Origin of the sequence: Miniphocaeibacter sp. (genome assembly GCF_049276255.1) — a bacterium.
GTDB lineage: Bacteria > Bacillota > Clostridia > Tissierellales > Peptoniphilaceae > Miniphocaeibacter.
In genome coordinates this window covers 24,053-43,594 of the sequence record NZ_JBASWB010000007.1, presented here as the reverse complement: position 1 = coordinate 43,594, position 19,542 = coordinate 24,053, and the positions used below count along the sequence as shown (strand labels likewise).

The window sequence follows — 19,542 nt, the reverse complement described above, 5'->3', positions numbered from 1 at the left end:
GTAATCCTAGCTTAATATCTTCATGAACATTAACACTTTCTATTACCTCTACTTCTAAACCATGTTTATTAACATAATCTACATATTCCTTAATTCTTTCTTCCGACCATATTTCACCAGCTGGAATGTCGTCTAACATACCCATAATACCTGTACAATTAGGAATTTGTTTAATATATTTTAGTGGTATTGCATCTGTGTTTTTTCCATACCATCTAAATGTCATTTTCATAATACACCTCTAATTTTCGTATAAGTTCTAGTTAAAATTTTAATTAATACTATATTTATTGTTATATTATATATATATTATATTAAAGTTTTTTTATTATTTCATCTAAGAAGCTATTTTCTTCTAATATATTTATACTTTTTTCACTATTCTTATCAATCTTTATTAAATCTGGGTAATTAATCTTTAACCAGTGCTTCTCTTCAACTAATTCCGAAATATGCTTATTTAAAATTTCTATTAGGGAGTCTCTATCTCCCTTTTCCATACATTCAACTATTTTTTTATGTTCTTCTACTAATTCTTCTAGGTGTTCTACTCCCATAGAAGTTAAAGATAAAAGCCTCATTCTTCCATAATGAGCTTGGTTTTCAGATATTACATCCCATATGAAATTTCTATCAGTAATATCAAATAGCACTTCATGAAATTTGTCATCGTACTTTAAAAAAGAAACATAATCGTTTTCTTTAATAGCCTTCATTTGTAAATCTATTACTTCTTCATATTTTTTCAAATCCAGCTTTGAATAATCTTTTTCTAAAAAATCTATAAACATCTTGTATTCAATACAATGACGTAAATATCTTTCATCTTCCATTCTTTTTAAATCTATTTTAGTAATTCTTGTTCCAACTTGTGGAATACTTTCCGCTAAGCCTTCTTCCTCTAAACGTATAATAGCGTCCCTTGCTGGAGATCTACTAACATTCATTGACTCACTAATTTCTTTTATACTTATGTTTTTTCCTGGTTTAATACTTAAATTCATTATTTTTGAGTGTAGTGTTAAATACACTTTTTCACTCATAGTAATTTTTTCTCCCATTTTTCCTCCATTACAATACTTATAATATACCTAAACAGGTTAAGTATTTTAAATATTAATACTGATATATTATATGATGTATTAACTAATATATTAGTACTAATATTTCACTAGGTCAAGTATTTTTTATAATTTTTAATTATAATTTCTTATATGTTAATTAAACTTAACAAATCTATATATTTTATATATTAAACCTACCAATAAACTTTATTTAACAACAAAAAAATACTAAACTATTTTTCTAGTTTAGTATTTTTTATATTACTATTAATTTCTTTCTATTATATTATTAATACTTGAACCTGCTGCTACCATTGGATAAGCCCAGTCGTCATGGTCTATCATACATTCAACTATATTTATTCCCTTTTGTAGGTCACAATTATTAAGGGCCTTTTCCAATTCCTCTTCGTTATTTACTTTACCTGCATAATTTACTCCATAGGCTTTTGATAAATAATAAAAATCTAGAGCATCATAAATATCGGTTTCAGAGTATCTTTCATTTTCAAATATTCCTTGCCATTGTCTTACCATACCTAAGGTATTATTATTAAAAACAAAAATTGTTACAGGTATATTATAGGTACTTAAGGTCAAAACTTCATTGTGATTCATCCTAAAGGAACCATCACCGGTTATTAGCACAACTGGAGTTTCAGGTTTTGCAATTTTAGCACCGATTGCTGCTCCTACTCCAAATCCCATTGTTCCTTGACCACCGGAAGTTATAACCCTATTTGGATATTTAGCTTTCCAATACATCATTGTCCACATTTGATGCTGGCCAACATCTGTAACAACTACAGCATCATTTGTAAATATTTCTTGAATTTTTTCTATATATCGTTTTGGTAAGAAATTCTCTTCAGATTTCGGTAACTTTTCATGATTAAAATCCATTTCAAAATGTAGGCCTTTTAACTCATCTATCATGATTTTTAATATCTCATTAAAGTTTCCTAGAATTTCAACCTCTGCTTCAATATTTTTATTAAATTCTGTTCCATCTACATCAATATGAATTACTTTTGCATTTTCACTAAATCCTCTTCTATGACCTATTGCCCTATCTGAAAATCTTACACCAATTCCCAATATAACATCAGCCTTATAAACCATCATATTGGTAATTTTCTGACCATGCATACCAACAATTCCATAGGATTTTTCATCGGTCATATCAAATGCTCCCATACCCATTATTGAATTCATAACAGGTATGTTTAAATTATTGGCTAATTCTCTTAACAATTCTGATGAGTTACTACGAATAACTCCTCCTCCTGCATAGATTATTGGTCTTTTTGCATTTTTAATTAACTGGCAAGCTTTTTTTATATTATTAGTATAATCTAAATGTCTTTCGTCTCTGTCTATTCCCAAAGACTTATAATCGTAATCTTCAATTTCCTTTTCAAGTACATCCTTAGTTATATCTACAACTACAGGTCCTGGTCTGCCACTTCTTGCAATATTAAAAGCCATTTGTATAGCTTCACCTATTTTATAAGGGTCTGTAACTAAAACATTGTGCTTGGTTATACTCATGGTAATTCCCGTTGTATCAACTTCTTGAAAGGAGTTTTTTCCTAAAAGTTGCTGTCCCACTTGACCTGTAATTACAACTAGTGGAATAGAATCTGAATAAGCAGTTGCTATTCCAGTTATAGTATTTGTTGCTCCTGGTCCTGAAGTTGCTATACAAACACCTGTTTTACCAGATCTTCTTGCAAAACCATCTGCTGCATGAGTAGCACCTTGTTCATGACTAGTTCTATATATTTTAAAAGTACCATCTCTGTATAAAGCATCAAACAAAGGTATAACAGCTCCTCCAGGATAGCCGAATACCGTATCTACCCCTTCAGCTTTTAAGCATTTTAATAAAAAATCTGATCCCTTCATAAAACCTCCTTAATCATTTAAATAAGCATCATTTATAAAGCATGCTCCTTTATCTGCTGAAGAAACATATTCCATATATCTTGCTAAATATCCATCAACTTTTTTAGTTTTAGGTGTAAATTTACTAAGTCTGTTTTCTATTTCCTCATCTGATAAATCTACCTTTAAAACTCCATTAGGAATATCAACTATAATTGTATCTCCATCTTCAATAACTCCTATTGGTCCACCTTGTGCAGCTTCAGGTGAAACATGACCGATAGCTGCTCCTCTGGAGCCACCAGAAAATCTTCCATCGGTTATTAAGGCAACGGAAGTATCTAGTTTCATACCATTTAGTGCTGAAGTAGGAGATAGCATTTCCCTCATACCTGGTCCACCTTTTGGTCCCTCATATCTTATTATAATTGCATCTCCTGGATTAATTTCCAATTTCAATATTTTTTTATAGGCTTCTTCTTCACTATCAAAAACTCTAGCTTTTAATTTTGCAGTCATCATTTCAGGTAATACACCTGACGCTTTTACTACTGCTCCATTAGGTGCTAAGTTTCCAAATAGTACCTTTATTCCCCCTACAGGTGAATATGGATTTTCTATAGTCCTAATTACTCCACCAAAATATTTACCTTGGATTAATTCACCAATGGTCTTTAGTGATACAGTTTTACAACTTTTATTTATTATTCCATCTTTCCTAGATAATTGATCTAATACTGCATAAATACCACCACTTGCATAAAGGTCCTCTATATAGTCAGTACCTGCTGGTGATAATTTACAAAGATTTGGAGTTATATTACTTACCTCATCTATATCCTTTAAGGTTAAAGGTACCTTTGCAGCATCGGCTATTGCTAGTAAGTGTAGTACTGTATTTGTTGAACATCCTAAAGCCATATCCATAGCTAAGGCATTTTCAAAGGCTTCTAAGGTCATAATGTCCCTAGGCTTAATATTTTCTTCAACTAATTTCATAATTTGTTGACCTGTTCTTTTTGCAAGGACTTTTCTTGCAGAATAAACAGCCGGAATTGTACCATTTCCCTCTAATGCCATACCTAATGATTCTGTTATACAGTTCATTGAGTTGGCTGTAAACATACCAGAGCAAGAACCACAAGTTGGACAAGCATTTCTTTCTATTTCTTCAAATTCTTCTTGATCCATTTGGTGATTTGCCACACTACCTACAGCCTCAAAACTTGAAATTAAGTCTACATCTCTTTTAGTGGTTTTACCCTTTAGCATTGGACCACCACTTACAATAATAGTAGGAATATTAAGTTTTGCCGCTGCTATTAGTGCAGCAGGAACAGTTTTATCACAGTTTGGAATAATAACTAAACCATCAAATTTATGAGCTTTTACCATAACCTCTATTGTATCTACTATTAATTCCCTAGAAGGTAAGCTAAAATTCATACCTGTATGATTCATAACTATTCCATCACAAACTGCAATAGAAGGAAATTCAAAAGGTATTCCACCTTCCATATAGACGCCCTTTTTTACTTCTTCAGTAATTTGACGTAGGTGAATATGTCCTGGAACTATTTCATTAAACATATTACAAACGCCTATAAATGGCTTTTTCATATCTCCTTCATCTACTCCCAAAGCTCTTAAAAGAGATCTATGAGGAGATCTTTCCATACCCTTCTTTATATTATCACTATTCATTAAATCACCTTATTTTCTTTTATTTTTTTATAAATTTCATCATTGATCTTAATTTTTTACCAGTTTCTACTATTGGATGAGCAAGTTCTTCTTCTACTCTTTGATTATAGTATTTTCTTCCTGTTTTGTTTTCTTCTATCCAATTATTAGCAAAAGTTCCATCTTGAACTTCTTTTAAAACTTGTTTCATTTCTTTTCTTGTTTCTTCAGTTATAATTCTCTTACTTGTTACATAATCTCCGTATTCAGCAGTGTCTGAAATTGAATATCTCATATTTTCAAATCCACCTTCATAAATTAAATCAACAATTAATTTCATTTCATGTAAACATTCAAAATATGCAATTTCTTTTTGATATCCTGCTTCTACTAAAGTATCAAATCCAGCTTTAATTAACTCTGTTACTCCACCACATAAAACAGCTTGTTCTCCAAATAAGTCAGTTTCTGTTTCCTCTTTAAATGTAGTTTCAATAACACCTGCTCTTAAACCACCAATACCTTTTGCATAAGCTAATGCCTTAGCTTTTGCTTGACCTGAGTAATCTTGGAAAATAGCTATTAAAGCAGGAACTCCCATACCTTCTTGATAAACTCTTCTAACTAAATGTCCTGGTCCTTTTGGAGCAACCATAAAAACATCTATATTGTTAGGAGGAACAATTTGTTTATAATGAATATTAAATCCATGAGCAAATGCTAGTGATTGTCCTTCTCTTAAATATGGTGCAATTTCCTTATCATAAACGTCTTTTTGTCTCTCATCTGGAAGTAAAATCATTAATACATCAGCTTCTTTAGCACAATCTGAAACCGATTTAACAGTTAGACCATTTTCCTCAGCCTTTTCAATTGATTTTGAGCCTTCTCTCAGTCCAACCATTACGTCAACTCCACTTTCCTTTAAATTTAAAGCATGAGCATGACCCTGGCTACCATATCCTAGAATTGCAACTTTCTTTCCTTCAAAAATACCTAAATCTCCATCTTGTTCATAAAACATAATATATTTCTCCTCCTAAAATTATTGTATTTTTATATCAGCAAGGTTAGATAGAAACAGATGAACATCATTATAATTATTTTCATCAATTTTTAAAGTTAAATCATTATCTGATAAATTGAATTCATTAATAGGTACTCTTCTATTCCTTAACACAGATAATACTCTTAAACATGAATCCATTCCATTATCCAATTTTGCTACCAATATTCTTTCCATCCTATCCATCCTTTCATAAATATAATTATAAAAAAAAACCTCTCATTCCTACGCAACTGCATAGGGACGAAAGATAATTCCGCGGTACCACCCTTTTTGTGTTTAACACCTCTTTTAAAGTTAACGGATTTACCGGATTTTTCTACTACTATTTCAAAAAATCTGCCATAGAGTGAGTAAAATAATAAACCTATTGTTAACTTACACCTGCCGTTAACTCTCTGAGAATATTTTTACTATTTAGGTCTCTATCATTGCATTTGATATTGTTAATATTTTTAATATGTTATCACTTTTTATAAGTAAAGTCAACCTATAGTTAAATATTTTTTTTAATAATTATACATACATAAATGTTATTTGTCATTATGTTTTTATTTTTCTTGTATATCAGTGTATAATTATTCCTACTTAAATTATATAATTATTTTTATGTATTATAAAAATAACAGTTTAAATATTTTTTATCATTGGAATATGTGGAATAGGAACAAATTCCGGCATAAAGGGCTTGCCTATTATTTTATAATTAAGTTTTTCATAAAAATTCACTGCAGAATCTCGGGATTCTAAAAATATTTTTTTAAAATTATTATTTAAAGCGTATTTTTCGGTTTCCAGAACTAATTTTTTTCCAATTCCTAACCCTCTACTATCGTCATAAACGGCTAAATATTTAATTTGAATTTCTTCTTTATCCAAGGGATGTAAAACTATAAGTCCTTTTAACTTATTGTTTAAAAATCCACCTATTAAAATATCGAAACCATCTTCTAAGCTTAAATCATCTTCCTTAATACTTCTTCCCCAGGGAATACGTAGGACTTCATCTCTTAATAAGAGCGAATCCCTATATTCATCTGTTCCATATTCTATATATTTTATCTCCATAGCCCACCTATTTAAATATATTTTTAATTACTTCCATTAAATTACTACATTGTACAATTTCAATATCTTTAAATTTCTTTAAATCTAATTTTGTTTTAAATATAAAAACTCTTTTATAGCCTAGTCTACTTAATTCTTCTATTCTTGTTTCTATTTGAGGTACTCTTTTTAGTTCTCCTGTTAAACCTACCTCCGATATAAAAACGGTTTTACTATCTATTCCCCTATTATAAAAAGCTGAAACAATACTCATAATTATAGCTAAGTTTACTGATTGCTCAGAAAGCCTAATTCCTCCTGTTGTTTTTATAATGACATTTTTATCATATAGGTTAACTCCACCTCTTTCTTCAAGAATGGATATTAAGGTATTTAGCTGATCTTTTCTTAAACTATCTCCAATTCTTGTAGGATATGGCAGGAAGGATTTTGAAACAAGACTTTCTATTTCAACTACCATCATTCTAGAGCCTTCTTTTATCATAGACAGGGCAGAGCCAGGAATTGAACTTTCCCTTTCTGTTACAAAATGGTTATCTATATCCTTAATTTCCTTCATTCCGTTTTCTGTCATATTAAATAAGCCTATTTCACCTGTTCGTCCAAATCTATTTTTTGTAGACATTAATACTCGAAGTGGCTCATCTACCTCTCCTTCTAAATATATAACTGTATCTACAAGATGTTCTAAGGTCCTAAGTCCTGCCATTTCATCATTTTTAGTCATATGACCTATCATAAAAACAGCCTTAGGCTTATCCTTGTTTTTTGCTATATCTACTAATATATTTGCACATTCTATTGTTTGGACAGGAGAACCGGCTCTGGAGCTATACTCACTTAAGGTGAAGGTTTGAATACTGTCTAAAAATATTACATCTGGCTCTATTTCCCTTATATTTTTTACAGCAAGGTCCATAGAAGTTGTAGATACAATCCAAATATCATTTGGAATTTCATCCATAGTTCTAATTGCCCTAGCTTTTATTTGAGATTCAGATTCCTCTCCTGAAATATATAGTACTTTTACTCCTTTTTCAGCTAAATCGTAAGCCATTTCTAAAAATAATGTAGACTTTCCCGCTCCAGGTCTGGCAGTTAATATGGAAACAGAATCCTTTACTATTCCTCCACCTAAAACACGATTTAATTCTTCCATTGAAGTAACGATTCTTTCACTACTATCTAATACTACATCTTTTAATTTTAAGGCAGTTTTATTCTCTAAAGTATTTTTCCCTGGCTTTTTATCTTCTACTATTTCTATTTCTTTTAAACTTCCCCAGGACTGACAATTAGGACATTTTCCTGTCCAAGAAATACTTTCATAGTCACATTCCTTACACCTAAATATTTTCTTTTTTTTCATTTTTCACCTTTATCAATATATCTCTTTTACTATATTCTATAAAAAAAGATATGTTATTAATATAAATTTAAACTATATAACATATCTACTATACTATTTTTTAACTTTTCTATTTTTAAATACAAAATATTTACTAAAAAAATAATTTAGTATAACTACTATTGCACCAATTAAAAATTTTGCTACTAATCCTTCTATACCAAATATAATTTGATCTATTCCAAAAAACATCAATATAGGTAGTCCTACTATTTCAATTATACCCGTTAATAGTCTTCCTCCTAAAAACAAGGAAAACTCCCTTGCTAAATGACCTATTTTGAAATTTCTACTATTAAATACAAATATCTTATTTGTAAAGAAGGCAAAAACTACTGCAGATATCCAGGCAATTATATTTGCAATATTTATATTAAAATTAGCATATTTTACTAATAAACTATATACCGTTAAATTTACTACTGTAGTAAATATTCCCGTAATTAAATAGATAATTATAGACCTGTATTTTTTTATATATTCTCTAATTATATTCACTAATTTTCACCACTAATATTTTAACTTAAAAATCTCTTTAAAAGAATTATAATCTTAAGTTTATAAGATATTTATAGATTCTTCTACAATATACCTATTTCTATTTTTAACCTCATCATAAATTGCTGATATATACATTCCTATTATACCTAAACTTAACATAGTAATAGAGCCTGTAATTAATTGTAATAATATTATTGTTGTAAATCCACCTAAGGCCTGTCCTGAAAAGTACTTATATAGTGATTGTATACCTAAAATAATTGTAAATATAAGGAAAATCAATCCTAAAAAAGTTACAATCTGCAAAGGAGCTGTGGAAAATGAAACTATATTTTTAACTGCATACTTTATAAGACCAAAGGTCGACCACTTACTATTTCCTGCTGCTCTTTCACGAACTTCATATCCAACAGTTATTGTTTTAAAACCAACCCATGAAGACATAGCCCTAAAAAACATATTTTTCTCAGGTAGTGCAATTATTTCATCTACGGCTTTTCTATCTAATAGTTTAAAATCAGAGGTTTTTTCCATATCAACTTTTGTTGATATGGACATTAATTTATAAAATAATTTAGAAAACCATCTATATATTTTATTTTCCCTTCCTCTTTCTAGCTTAATCCCTTCTATAACATCATATCCATTTTTCCAAAAACCATACATTTCTATTAAGGTTTCTGGTGGATGTTGTAAGTCACTATCAATTACTGCACAACATTTTCCTTTAGCGTGATTTAGTCCTGCAAAAATTGCAGACTCCTTGCCAAAGTTTCTTGAAAATTTTATTCCCTTAATATGTTTATTATTTTTTGCAATTTTAGAAATTTTATCCCAAGTATTATCTTTAGAACCATCATCAATAAAAATCAACTCATAGGTAATATTTAATTTATTAACAACTTTTTCTAATTCCTCAACTATTAAGTCTATATTCTCCTCTTCATTGTAAGCAGGAATCACAATAGAAATTTCAGTGTCCATTTTTTTCTCCATTTTCCCTATTATCATCTTTTATACTTATAAACATAATAACATATATTAAATATTTTTTTCTTCAATTACCTATCTTCTATTTTCTAAAATATAAAAGGGTTGAAAAAATACTACTAGTATTACTTCAACCCTTGTTTAAAATTATTTTATTTACTCTCAACTTCTACTGGTTCGTTTTCTTTTTTCTTAAAAGTAACCTTGTCTCCCCTTGTAGAAATAACAATTTCATCTTCCCTTTGAACTTCTTGACTTAAGATTGCTTCAGCTAACTTATCCTCTATTTTAGTTCTAATTACTCTCTCTAATGGTCTTGCACCGTAGGTCTTATCAAAGCCTTCTTTACTAACTAAGTTGACTAATTTATTATCATAACTTACTTTTATCTCTAGTCTAGCAAGTCTTTCAACCATTTCATCTAACATTATTTCTGCTACTTTCTTAGTATCTTTTTCTGTTAAATTACTAAATACAATTATATCATCAACTCTGTTTAAAAATTCCGGTCTAAAGGTTCTTTTTAATTCTTCCGTAATTATTTCCTTGTTTTTATCGTATTCTTCTTTTTCTTCATTTCCTGAGGAAGTAAAACCTAAAGTAGCCTTTCTTTCTAAACTATGGGCTCCAACATTTGAAGTCATTATTAATATTGTATTTTTAAAGTTTACTACCTTACCCTTAGAATCTGTTAATCTACCATCATCTAAAACCTGTAGCAGGGCATTAAATACATCTGGATGAGCCTTTTCAATTTCATCAAATAACACTACTGAATAAGGCTTTCTTCTTACAGCTTCTGTTAATTGTCCTCCTTCATCGTATCCAACATAGCCTGGAGGTGAGCCTATTAACCTTGAAACTGAATGCTTCTCCATATATTCACTCATATCTATTCTTATCATTGCATCTTCTTCACCAAATAAAGCCTTTGCTAAAGATTTTGCCAAGTATGTTTTTCCAACTCCTGTAGGTCCAACAAAGATAAATGAGCCTATTGGTTTGTTAGGATCTTTTAATCCTACCCTAGCTCTTTTTATTGCATGGGAAACAGATTCTATAGCCTGATCCTGTCCTATTACAGTTTTCTTTAAATCCTTATCTAAATTTAAATATTTTTCACTTTCTTCTTTAGTCATAGATGTAACTGGAACATTGGACCAATCTGAAACTATATTTGCTATTTCATCAAAGCCTACTACCATTTCATGAGTTCTCTTTTTCATTTTCCAAGATTCTTGTGTATTTTTCAACTCTTCTTTTATTTCTTTTATTCTATCTCTTAATTCTGCAGCTTTTTCAAAGTCCTGCATTGCAACAGCCTGGTCCTTGTTAGTTTGTAGTTTTTCTAACTTAGCTTCAAGCTCTTTTAAATCTGGTGGAGCAACGAAAAATTTAATTCTTATTTTAGACGCTGCTTCATCAATTAAATCTATAGCCTTATCTGGTAAAAATCTATCGGTTAAATATCTGTTTGAAAGTTCTACTGCTGCAACTATTGCCTCATCGTTTATTACAACCTTATGGTGTGCTTCATATTTATCCCTTAAACCCTTTAAGATTTCAATAGTATCTTCAACAGATGGTTCCTCTACTACTATTGGTTGTAAACGTCTTTCCAGTGCTGCATCCTTTTCAATTTGCTTTCTGTACTCATCTATTGTAGTAGCACCTATTATCTGTAAATCTCCCCTTGCTAGTACTGGTTTTAATATGTTGGCAGCATCCATTGCTCCTTCAGCACCACCGGCACCGATTATAGTATGAAATTCATCAATAAATAAAACAACATTATCTTGATTTATTAATTCATCAATTACACCTTTTATTCGCTCTTCAAAGTCCCCTCTGTATTTTGTCCCAGCTATCATTCCAGCTAGGTCTAAACTTACTATTTCCTTGTCCTTAATTATTTCCGGAACATTGCCTTCGACAATTCTCTGTGCTAAGCCTTCTGCTATAGCTGTTTTACCAACACCTGGCTCTCCAATTAATACAGGGTTATTTTTTGTTCTTCTTAAAAGAACTTGTATAATTCTTTCAATTTCCTTATCTCTACCTATAACTGGGTCAACTTTCCCTTCCCTAGCTAGTTCATTTAAATCCTTGGAAAATTTATCTAATGCTGAATCACCTTTGTTTTGTCTACTTTGTTGATTTGCCTTTTGACTTGTTGAGGCAAAATATTCTTTTAATTCCTTCTTTACCTTATCTTTATTAACTCCTGTTATATTTAACATATAACTTGAAAAAGAGTCATCGTCTTCTAGTAGTGCTAGTAAAATATGTTCTGTTCCTATAAAATTACTTCCTAGTCCTCTAGCAACTTCTCTACTTTGCTCCATTAATCTTTTTACTCTTGGAGTTAAATTATCCGGTATTTTATTTGCATTTCCGTATCCTATGCTATTTACTACAACTTGTTTTAAATTCTCATAGTTAACACCAGCATTAACAAGTATTTCTGTGTCCTTACTATTTAACTTCATAAATCCTAGTAGAATATGCTCTGTGCCTATATAATCATGTTTCATTATGAAACTTTCATTCGATGATAATTTAAGAAGTGTATCTACATTTCCCATGTTTTTATTATTCATTGACTATCTCCTCCTGTTCGAAGAAATCTCTAATATAATCAGCCCTTAATACATTTTCTTCTTCAAATGATTTTAAAGAGTATTTGTATTTTAAAATATTATATTTTTGCACTGACAACATTAAATTTGTTATTTGATTGTAATTCAATCCTTTATATAAACCTAAATCAATTCCCATTCTTAAAAAGGATAAATTTTCCAATGCTTCTTTATCGGAAATAATTCTTGCATTTTTCAAGATTCCTAATGCCCTATAAACTTTATCCTTTAAATAATTGGTTTTTTGATTAAGTAAATCCCTTCTAGTGTTTCTTTCTCTCTCTATAATTTTTATTACTATATTTTCTAATTTATCTATTACTTCTATTTCTGAAAAACCCAATGTTTTTTGATTAGATATTTGAAACATATCCCCAAGTCCATCACTACCTTCTCCGTAGACTCCTCTAATTGTTAAACCGAGTTTAGCTAAAGAATCTATTATACCTTGAAGGTAATTTCTAATTTTTAAAGCTGGTAGGTGTAACATTACCGATGCCCTCATACCTGTTCCTGTATTTGTTGGACAGGAAGTTAAATAGCCAAAATCTTTATCAAAAGCGAAATTTATATTTTTTTCCAACTGACAATCTGTATTTTTGGCAATTTCAAAAGCCCTATATAAATCAAAGCCCGGTAATAAAACCTGTAATCTTAAATGATCCTCTTCATTAATCATTAGGTTTAGGAAGTTTTTTTCATTTATAATATAATAGGAAATATCCTTGTTTTTAATTAATTCTGGACTAATTAAATGCTCTTCCATTAATACTCTTCTATCGATACTGTCTATTTCTTTTAAAGAAACAGCTGTAAACTTATTGTCCCTATCTATACTATTAATAGCCTTAATAAATATATCAGATATTTCCTTTGCCTCTTCTGTATTTAAACTATTAGGAAATTTAAATTTAGTTAAGTTCCTGGCTAATCTAATTCTTGAACTAATTACCACATCATCATATTCAGTTTCTTTTTTTAGTTCTAACCACCTAACCATTTACCTCTCCATCTATTTTATTTAAATCTATTTTCAACTCTTTGATTTCATCCCTAATTTTTGCTGCATTTTCGTAATCTTCATTTACTATTAAGTCCTTAAGGATTTCTTCCTTCTCTTCTATTTTGTCTCTAATACTAATTAGACCTTCATATCTTTCTGGGACTTTTCCCTTATGCTTATTGTCACCTTGAGTTTGATTTAGTATTTCCTTTACTTCATTTTTAAAATCTTCATAACATTGGCTACATCCGAATTTGCCAGTTGATATAATCTCTGACAAACTTGTACCACAATTTGAACATTTTCTTTCACCACTAGCTACAGTACTTTCTTCTGTATTACTTTCTTTTCCTGCATTAGTATTTATTATTGAACCAATTAGGTCACTTAATATTTCTTGGAAATACTTAAAATCCCCTTCGCCTAAGTCCATATTCGGCATAATATCACTTATATATTTAAAGTAACAATCCTTACATAAACGAATAGTCTTTTTATTATTATTATCTATAAAATGAATTTCAAAATTAGCATCATTATTACATTTATCGCATTTCATAATTATCCTCCTATCGGAGAAAAGCCAATAGCATATTTCTTAAAATATCAGCTCTTACAATATTTCTATAATTAATATTAACATTGGTAAGAGCTACATCTTCCAATGCATGTAGTATTAATTGACCTTCCCTTTTACTTAAAATTTTTTCTTCGTATAAACTATTTACTATATTATATGCCGTATCCTTAGTTATACTTTCACCTATTACTTCATTTATAATTTGATCTATTGACGATTCTTCTGTAAAAGTTAGTTTCATTATTCTTATATATCCACTTCCACCTCTTCTACTCTCTATATAATACCCTTTATAGGGAGTAAATCTTGTCGTTAATACATAATTAATTTGTGATGGTGCACAGTTAAATTGATTTGCTAAATCATTTCTTCCTATTTCTACTATACCATCTTCTGTTTGTTCAAGTAAATCCTTTATAAATCTTTCTATACTATTACTTAGACCCGCCATACTACACCTCTAACTTTGACTTTCTTTGACTTATTAGTTATAAAAAGCCATTTATTTTCTACTTAAGTATAGCATCTTTTATTATTATTATCAATACCTAGTTAGTAGTAATAAAAAAGCCTTCTAAGAAAAATAATTTTCCTAGAAAGCTTCTTTTATATAATATCTTAATCTTCTTTAGATTCTTCTATGATTTTTTCAGCAATATTTGAAGGTACTTCCTCGTATCTTACAAATTCCATACTAAATTCTCCTCTTGCCTGAGTCATAGATCTAAGATCTATTGCATATTCAAATAACTCTGCATGAGGTGCTTCTGCTATTACTAATTGAGTACCATCAGTTTGAGGATCCATTCCTAAAATTCTACCTCTACGTTTGTTCATATCCCCCATTATGTCACCCATGTATTCATCAGGAACTGTAATTTCAACTTTCATAATAGGTTCTAATAATACAGGGTTTGCTTCTTTTATACCCTTTCTAAAAGCTAATTGAGCAGCTAATTTAAATGCCATTTCATTTGAGTCAACTGGATGGTATGAGCCATCATAAAGAGTTGCCTTTAAATTTACTACAGGATAACCTGCTAAAGGTCCCTTTTCTAAAGATTCCATTAAGCCTTTTTCAACTGCAGGGAAGTAATTTTTAGGAACTGCTCCTCCAAATACCTCTTCGTCAAATTCAAACTCTTCTGCAGAAGGTTCAAATCTTATAAATACATCTCCGTATTGTCCTGCTCCACCAGATTGTTTCTTATGTTTACCTTGAACATCTGATTTTCCCTTTATAGTTTCCCTATAAGCAATTCTTAAAGGTATAATTTCAGTTTCAACTCCAAATTCGTCTTTTAATCTATCTAAAGCTACTTGTAGTTGAACATTACCTTGTCCCCCAAGTGTTAATTGTTTAGTTTCCTTGTCCCTATTAGTTACTAAACTAGGATCTTCCTCTTGTAATCTTCCCAGTGCTGAGGAAATTTTATCTTCATCTCCCTTTGTCTTTGGTTCTATTGCAAAGAATAATGTTGGTGAAGGATATTTTAAAGGCTTAAATAGAGTTGGATTAGCTTTTGATGCTAAAGTATCTCCAGTTTGTGTAACAGAAAGTTTTGAAATAGCTCCAATATCTCCTGCTACTATTTCTTTCGCATCAATTTGTTCCTTACCTCTTAAGTAGAATAAACCACCTAATTTTTCTACCTTATCTTTTGATACATTATATATTTCTGCATCTTTTGTTACTTTACCTGAAATAACTTTAAATATGGAAATCTTTCCAACAAATGGGTCTACTACAGTTTTAAAAACAACTGCTGCCATTGGAGCATCTACTGATACTTCTCTAAATTCTTCATCTTGATGTCTAAATCCATATTTAGCCCTCTTATCATCTGGTGAAGGCATATATTCAATAATTAAATCAAATAATACATCTAGTCCAGCACCGGTTTCTGCTGAACCAGCTACTAATGGAACAGCTGTACCTTCAAGTAGGGCTGCAGTTATACCTTGCATTAAATCTTCGTGGGTAAAGGTTTCACCTGAAAAATATTTTTCCATTAATTCTTCATCTGTTTCTGCAACTACTTCACAGATTTCATTATAAACAACTTCAACCTCATCTACCCTATTTTCAGGAATTGGAACTTCTTTTCTTTCAAAACCATCGTACTCATAGGCTTTTCTATTTAATACATCTATAATACCTTTAAAGTCCTCTCCTTCTCCTAAAGTTAAGGTAAAAGGAATTACTCTTTTAGAATATTCAATATGAAGATCCGAAACAATTTTTGCAAATTTAGCATTTTCTTTTTCCATTTTATTAACAAAAATTATTCTTGGTAAGTCTATTTCTTTTGTATATTTTAATACTTTTTCAGTTCCTACTTGAATACCATTTGTAGCATCTATTACTATTAAAGCAGCTTCACTTGCTCTTAAAGCAGAAAAAACCTCACTTTGAAAATCAAAATATCCAGGAGTGTCAATTAAATTTACTTTTGTATCCTTCCACTCTATTGGAACAATAGAAGTATTAATGGAAATTTTTCTTTTTGTCTCCTCTTTTGAAAAGTCAGAAACAGTATTTCCATCTTCTACTTTTCCCATTCTACCTATAACTCCTGTGTTATATAACATAGCTTCTGTAAGAGTAGTTTTCCCACTTCCGCTATGACCAACTAAAGCTAGGTTTCTAATTTTGTCCGTTGTATAAGCTTTCATAAATTCCTCCTATTTTTAAAAATAATAAGTATGTAACAATTATAACATGAAAACATTTTTCAGGTATATAAAAAGTGAAAGTTTTATTTAAAACCTTCACTTTTATAGTTATTATTCATTATTATCTATATCTAAAATTTTTCCACTTTCATTTTTTTTAGTTTTTCCCGAAATGATTTTATTCTCTTCTTTTAAATATTCATCAGTTGCTATAGGTAATCCCTTTTTCTTTAACCTATATTCTGATATTTCCTTTATTAATTGATAGATTACAACAAATATAGGAACTCCTACAATCATTCCTACTATTCCAAATAAACTTCCACCAATAATAATTGAAACTAATATCCAAAAGGCAGAAATTCCTAATTTATCACTTTGAACTCTTGGTTTTAATAGATTTTCCTCTATTTGTTGAGCTATTAAAATCATTACTATAAAAATTAATGCCTTGTTGAAATTTTGCACCGATATCATTAAAAACACTGGTACTGAACCAATCCAAGGACCTATATAAGGAATTAAATCCGTTACTGCTATAATAAATCCCATTGCAATGGCTCCTTCTACTCCAAGAACACTTAATCCCACTGCCATCATAATTCCTAGAATTGAAACTACTAGAAGCTGACCTCCAATATATCCCTTCATAGTAGAATTGATTTTCATAACTATTCTAATTAAGTTTTCAGAAACTTTTGTCGGTAAAAAAGAATATGATACCTTTCTTGCTAATGCACCAAATCTTTCCTTGTCAAATAATATATAAATTGAAGCTATAAAACCAACAAACCAAGCTACTGTTGTAGTTACAACTCCTGACGCCATTGAGCCTAATCTAGGAAGCATACCCTTAAAGAAATCTGTAATAAAACTTAGGATTTCATTTGCCTTGTCGGTAATAAATTCAACTATATTAGGATCAATTTTAAACTTCTCCAATATTTCCTCAAGTTTATATAAATTTGTAGTAGCCATAAGTTTACCAGCACTATCTATTAAAGTTTTTATTGAGTCATATAGTTGTGGAATTAGTAAACTAAAAAATAATACTATAAACAATAAAAATAAAATATATGTTAATGTTGTAGAAATAATTCTCTTTGTCCTATCCTTTAATTTTGAGAAAACCTTTATTCTGTTTAACATTTTCTCTATAAATGATAAGGGTAAATTTAATAGAAAGGCAAAAACTCCTCCTATTATAAACGGATAGAATATTCCAAAGAAATTACCAATACTTTCTTTTACATCATCAATCCGATACAATACAAAGAAAAATATTATTGAAACAACAGCAACAATTATTCCATAAATGGCCTTTGTTCTATCTTTCTCGTTCCAATCAATTTTCATTCTTCACCTCAATTGTATTTTAGACTTTATATCAATTTTAAATTACTTTAAATTAAATAACAATATAATTAAACAATTGTAATAATTTCTTAACTATTCTTTAATACTATATCCTAGTCTTTCTGAAATTTTATTTGCATAGTATTTAATATAATTTGAAATCTCATCTAATTTTTCATCGGTCATTCTATTAGACGGTCCAGATACACTTATTGCCGATTCAACCTTACCGTCAATATTAAAAATAGGTGCACCAATACATCTTACGCCTATTTCATGTTCCTCATTATCTACAGCATAGCCTAACTTCCTAATACTTTCTAGCTCTTCTTTAAATTTATTAAAATCTGTAATAGTAGTTGGGGTAAACTTTTTAATATCTGAACTATTCCAAATTTCTTCAACTTCTTCTTCTGATAAATACGCAGTAATTGCCTTACCTACAGAAGAGCAATACAAGGGAGTCCTCTTACCAATAGTTGAAAACATTCTAATTGTATTTTTACTTTCAACCTTATCAACATATACTATATAGTTACCATCCCTTACAACTAAATGTACTACCTCATCTACCTTGTCCATTAATTCTTCAACATAGGGTCTAGCGATTTTTACTAAATCTATATTTTGAATTTTATTTATTCCTAACTCATAAAGCTTAAATGTTATAGAGTATTTGCCAGTTTCTTCATTTTGTTCTACAAATCCCTTATATATTAAAGAATGTAAAAGTCTGTGTACAGTACTTTTATGTAAATTAGTCTGTTCACTTAACTCTTTAATACCTATTCCATTTTCATTTTTTGCTACAATTTCCAATATATTTAAAGCCCTATCTAGGGATTGAACTATTTCTGCCATTATTTTACACTACCCTTTCAAATTTATTTGCAATTCTATTATAAACCAACTATAATAGAATTAACAAGTTTCATATTGTAGTATATAGTTTTGTATTGTGAAACACAAGGAGGATACCATGAGAAAATTTGAAGTTATTCAAAGAATTGAAAAAGTTGGAGTTGTAGCAGTAATAAGAGCTACTTCTACTGAAGAAGCTAAGAGAATATCTTTAGCTTGTATGGCAGGCGGTATTGATGCAATAGAAATTACATATACCGTACCTGGAGCTAGTAAAGTTATTGAAGAATTAACAAACGAATTTGGAGATGATTTATTAGTAGGTGCAGGAACTGTACTTGATAGCGAAACTGCAAGAGCTGCAATTTTAGCTGGAGCTAAATATATTGTTAGCCCTGCTTTCGATTTAGAAAGTGCAAAATTATGCAACAGATACCAAACTCCTTATATGCCTGGTTGTATGACTTTAACAGAAATGATTAAAGCTATGGAAGCAGGTGCAGATGTTATTAAAGTATTCCCTGGTTCAGCATTTGGCCCTGACTTTATTAAGGCTGTTAAAGGACCATTACCACAAGCAGTTTTAATGCCAACTGGTGGAGTTAGTATTGATAATGTTGACAAATGGATTAAAAATGGATGTATAGCCGTAGGTGTTGGTGGAAACCTTACTAAAGGCACAAGTGAAGAAATGACAAATGCTGCTAAAGAATTTGTAGGCAAGGTTAAAGAAGCTAGAGAAGCTAAATAACAAGGAGGA

The 19,542-nt window shown here is 30.0% G+C and carries 18 protein-coding genes and 1 other annotated feature; of the genes, 1 reads left to right on the top strand and 17 read right to left on the bottom strand.

Going from position 1 to position 19,542, the window contains the following annotated elements; all coding sequences use genetic code 11:
- From WAO56_RS00945 to WAO56_RS00865, 17 genes are all read right to left on the bottom strand, one after another.
- The coding region (locus WAO56_RS00945) for a mannonate dehydratase (RefSeq protein WP_422144938.1) at positions 1-232 on the bottom strand (232 nt) is incomplete at its 3' end.
- Positions 233-314: 82 nt separating this feature from the next.
- A complete protein-coding gene (locus tag WAO56_RS00940; RefSeq protein WP_422144939.1) occupies positions 315-1,061 on the bottom strand; it encodes a GntR family transcriptional regulator in 747 nt (248 codons plus the stop codon).
- A 270-nt stretch (positions 1,062-1,331) separates the two neighbouring features.
- Positions 1,332-2,972, bottom strand: a complete 1,641-nt coding sequence (ilvB, locus tag WAO56_RS00935) for a biosynthetic-type acetolactate synthase large subunit (RefSeq protein WP_422144940.1) — start codon at positions 2,970-2,972, stop codon at positions 1,332-1,334.
- A gap of 9 nt (positions 2,973-2,981) precedes the next feature.
- On the bottom strand, positions 2,982-4,655 hold the full coding sequence (gene ilvD / locus WAO56_RS00930; RefSeq protein WP_422144941.1) for a dihydroxy-acid dehydratase: 1,674 nt from the start codon (positions 4,653-4,655) through the stop codon (positions 2,982-2,984).
- A gap of 19 nt (positions 4,656-4,674) precedes the next feature.
- A complete protein-coding gene (ilvC, locus tag WAO56_RS00925) occupies positions 4,675-5,658 on the bottom strand; it encodes a ketol-acid reductoisomerase (RefSeq protein ID WP_422144942.1) in 984 nt (327 codons plus the stop codon).
- A gap of 21 nt (positions 5,659-5,679) precedes the next feature.
- On the bottom strand, positions 5,680-5,877 hold the full coding sequence (locus WAO56_RS00920) for a hypothetical protein (RefSeq protein WP_422144943.1): 198 nt from the start codon (positions 5,875-5,877) through the stop codon (positions 5,680-5,682).
- A 59-nt stretch (positions 5,878-5,936) separates the two neighbouring features.
- Positions 5,937-6,141, bottom strand: a binding site (T-box leader).
- A gap of 189 nt (positions 6,142-6,330) precedes the next feature.
- Complete coding sequence (locus tag WAO56_RS00915) at positions 6,331-6,768, bottom strand: GNAT family N-acetyltransferase (protein ID WP_422144944.1); 438 nt, start codon at positions 6,766-6,768, stop codon at positions 6,331-6,333.
- Between the two features lie 7 nt (positions 6,769-6,775).
- On the bottom strand, positions 6,776-8,137 hold the full coding sequence (radA, locus tag WAO56_RS00910; RefSeq protein WP_422144945.1) for a DNA repair protein RadA: 1,362 nt from the start codon (positions 8,135-8,137) through the stop codon (positions 6,776-6,778).
- Positions 8,138-8,230: 93 nt separating this feature from the next.
- The gene (locus tag WAO56_RS00905) at positions 8,231-8,674 is read right to left on the bottom strand and encodes a GtrA family protein (RefSeq protein WP_422144946.1); all 444 of its coding nucleotides are present in this window, start codon (positions 8,672-8,674) and stop codon (positions 8,231-8,233) included.
- Between the two features lie 60 nt (positions 8,675-8,734).
- The gene (locus tag WAO56_RS00900; RefSeq protein ID WP_422144947.1) at positions 8,735-9,661 is read right to left on the bottom strand and encodes a glycosyltransferase family 2 protein; all 927 of its coding nucleotides are present in this window, start codon (positions 9,659-9,661) and stop codon (positions 8,735-8,737) included.
- A gap of 158 nt (positions 9,662-9,819) precedes the next feature.
- Complete coding sequence (locus tag WAO56_RS00895; protein WP_422144948.1) at positions 9,820-12,267, bottom strand: ATP-dependent Clp protease ATP-binding subunit; 2,448 nt, start codon at positions 12,265-12,267, stop codon at positions 9,820-9,822.
- Positions 12,260-13,306: a protein arginine kinase gene (locus WAO56_RS00890; protein WP_422144949.1), complete on the bottom strand. Its 1,047-nt coding sequence runs from the start codon at positions 13,304-13,306 to the stop codon at positions 12,260-12,262. Before WAO56_RS00890 ends, WAO56_RS00895 begins: the two co-directional genes overlap by 8 nt.
- Positions 13,299-13,868, bottom strand: a complete 570-nt coding sequence (locus WAO56_RS00885; protein WP_422144950.1) for a UvrB/UvrC motif-containing protein — start codon at positions 13,866-13,868, stop codon at positions 13,299-13,301. The genes WAO56_RS00890 and WAO56_RS00885 overlap by 8 nt, the downstream gene beginning before the upstream one ends.
- Positions 13,869-13,878: 10 nt before the next feature.
- The gene (locus WAO56_RS00880; protein ID WP_422144951.1) at positions 13,879-14,340 is read right to left on the bottom strand and encodes a CtsR family transcriptional regulator; all 462 of its coding nucleotides are present in this window, start codon (positions 14,338-14,340) and stop codon (positions 13,879-13,881) included.
- 167 nt (positions 14,341-14,507) lie between these two features.
- Positions 14,508-16,565 carry an elongation factor G gene (gene fusA / locus WAO56_RS00875; protein WP_422144952.1) on the bottom strand — a complete coding sequence of 686 codons (2,058 nt, stop codon included), beginning with the start codon at positions 16,563-16,565 and terminating at the stop codon, positions 14,508-14,510.
- A 111-nt stretch (positions 16,566-16,676) separates the two neighbouring features.
- Positions 16,677-17,921: an AI-2E family transporter gene (locus WAO56_RS00870; RefSeq protein WP_422144953.1), complete on the bottom strand. Its 1,245-nt coding sequence runs from the start codon at positions 17,919-17,921 to the stop codon at positions 16,677-16,679.
- A gap of 93 nt (positions 17,922-18,014) precedes the next feature.
- Positions 18,015-18,782 carry an IclR family transcriptional regulator gene (locus WAO56_RS00865; RefSeq protein ID WP_422144954.1) on the bottom strand — a complete coding sequence of 256 codons (768 nt, stop codon included), beginning with the start codon at positions 18,780-18,782 and terminating at the stop codon, positions 18,015-18,017.
- 118 nt (positions 18,783-18,900) lie between these two features.
- On the opposite strand from WAO56_RS00865, the gene WAO56_RS00860 reads away from it, so the two are divergent.
- Positions 18,901-19,533 (top strand): bifunctional 2-keto-4-hydroxyglutarate aldolase/2-keto-3-deoxy-6-phosphogluconate aldolase, encoded by a 633-nt coding sequence (locus WAO56_RS00860; RefSeq protein WP_422144955.1) that lies wholly within the window; start codon positions 18,901-18,903, stop codon positions 19,531-19,533.
- Positions 19,534-19,542: the final 9 nt, after the last annotated feature.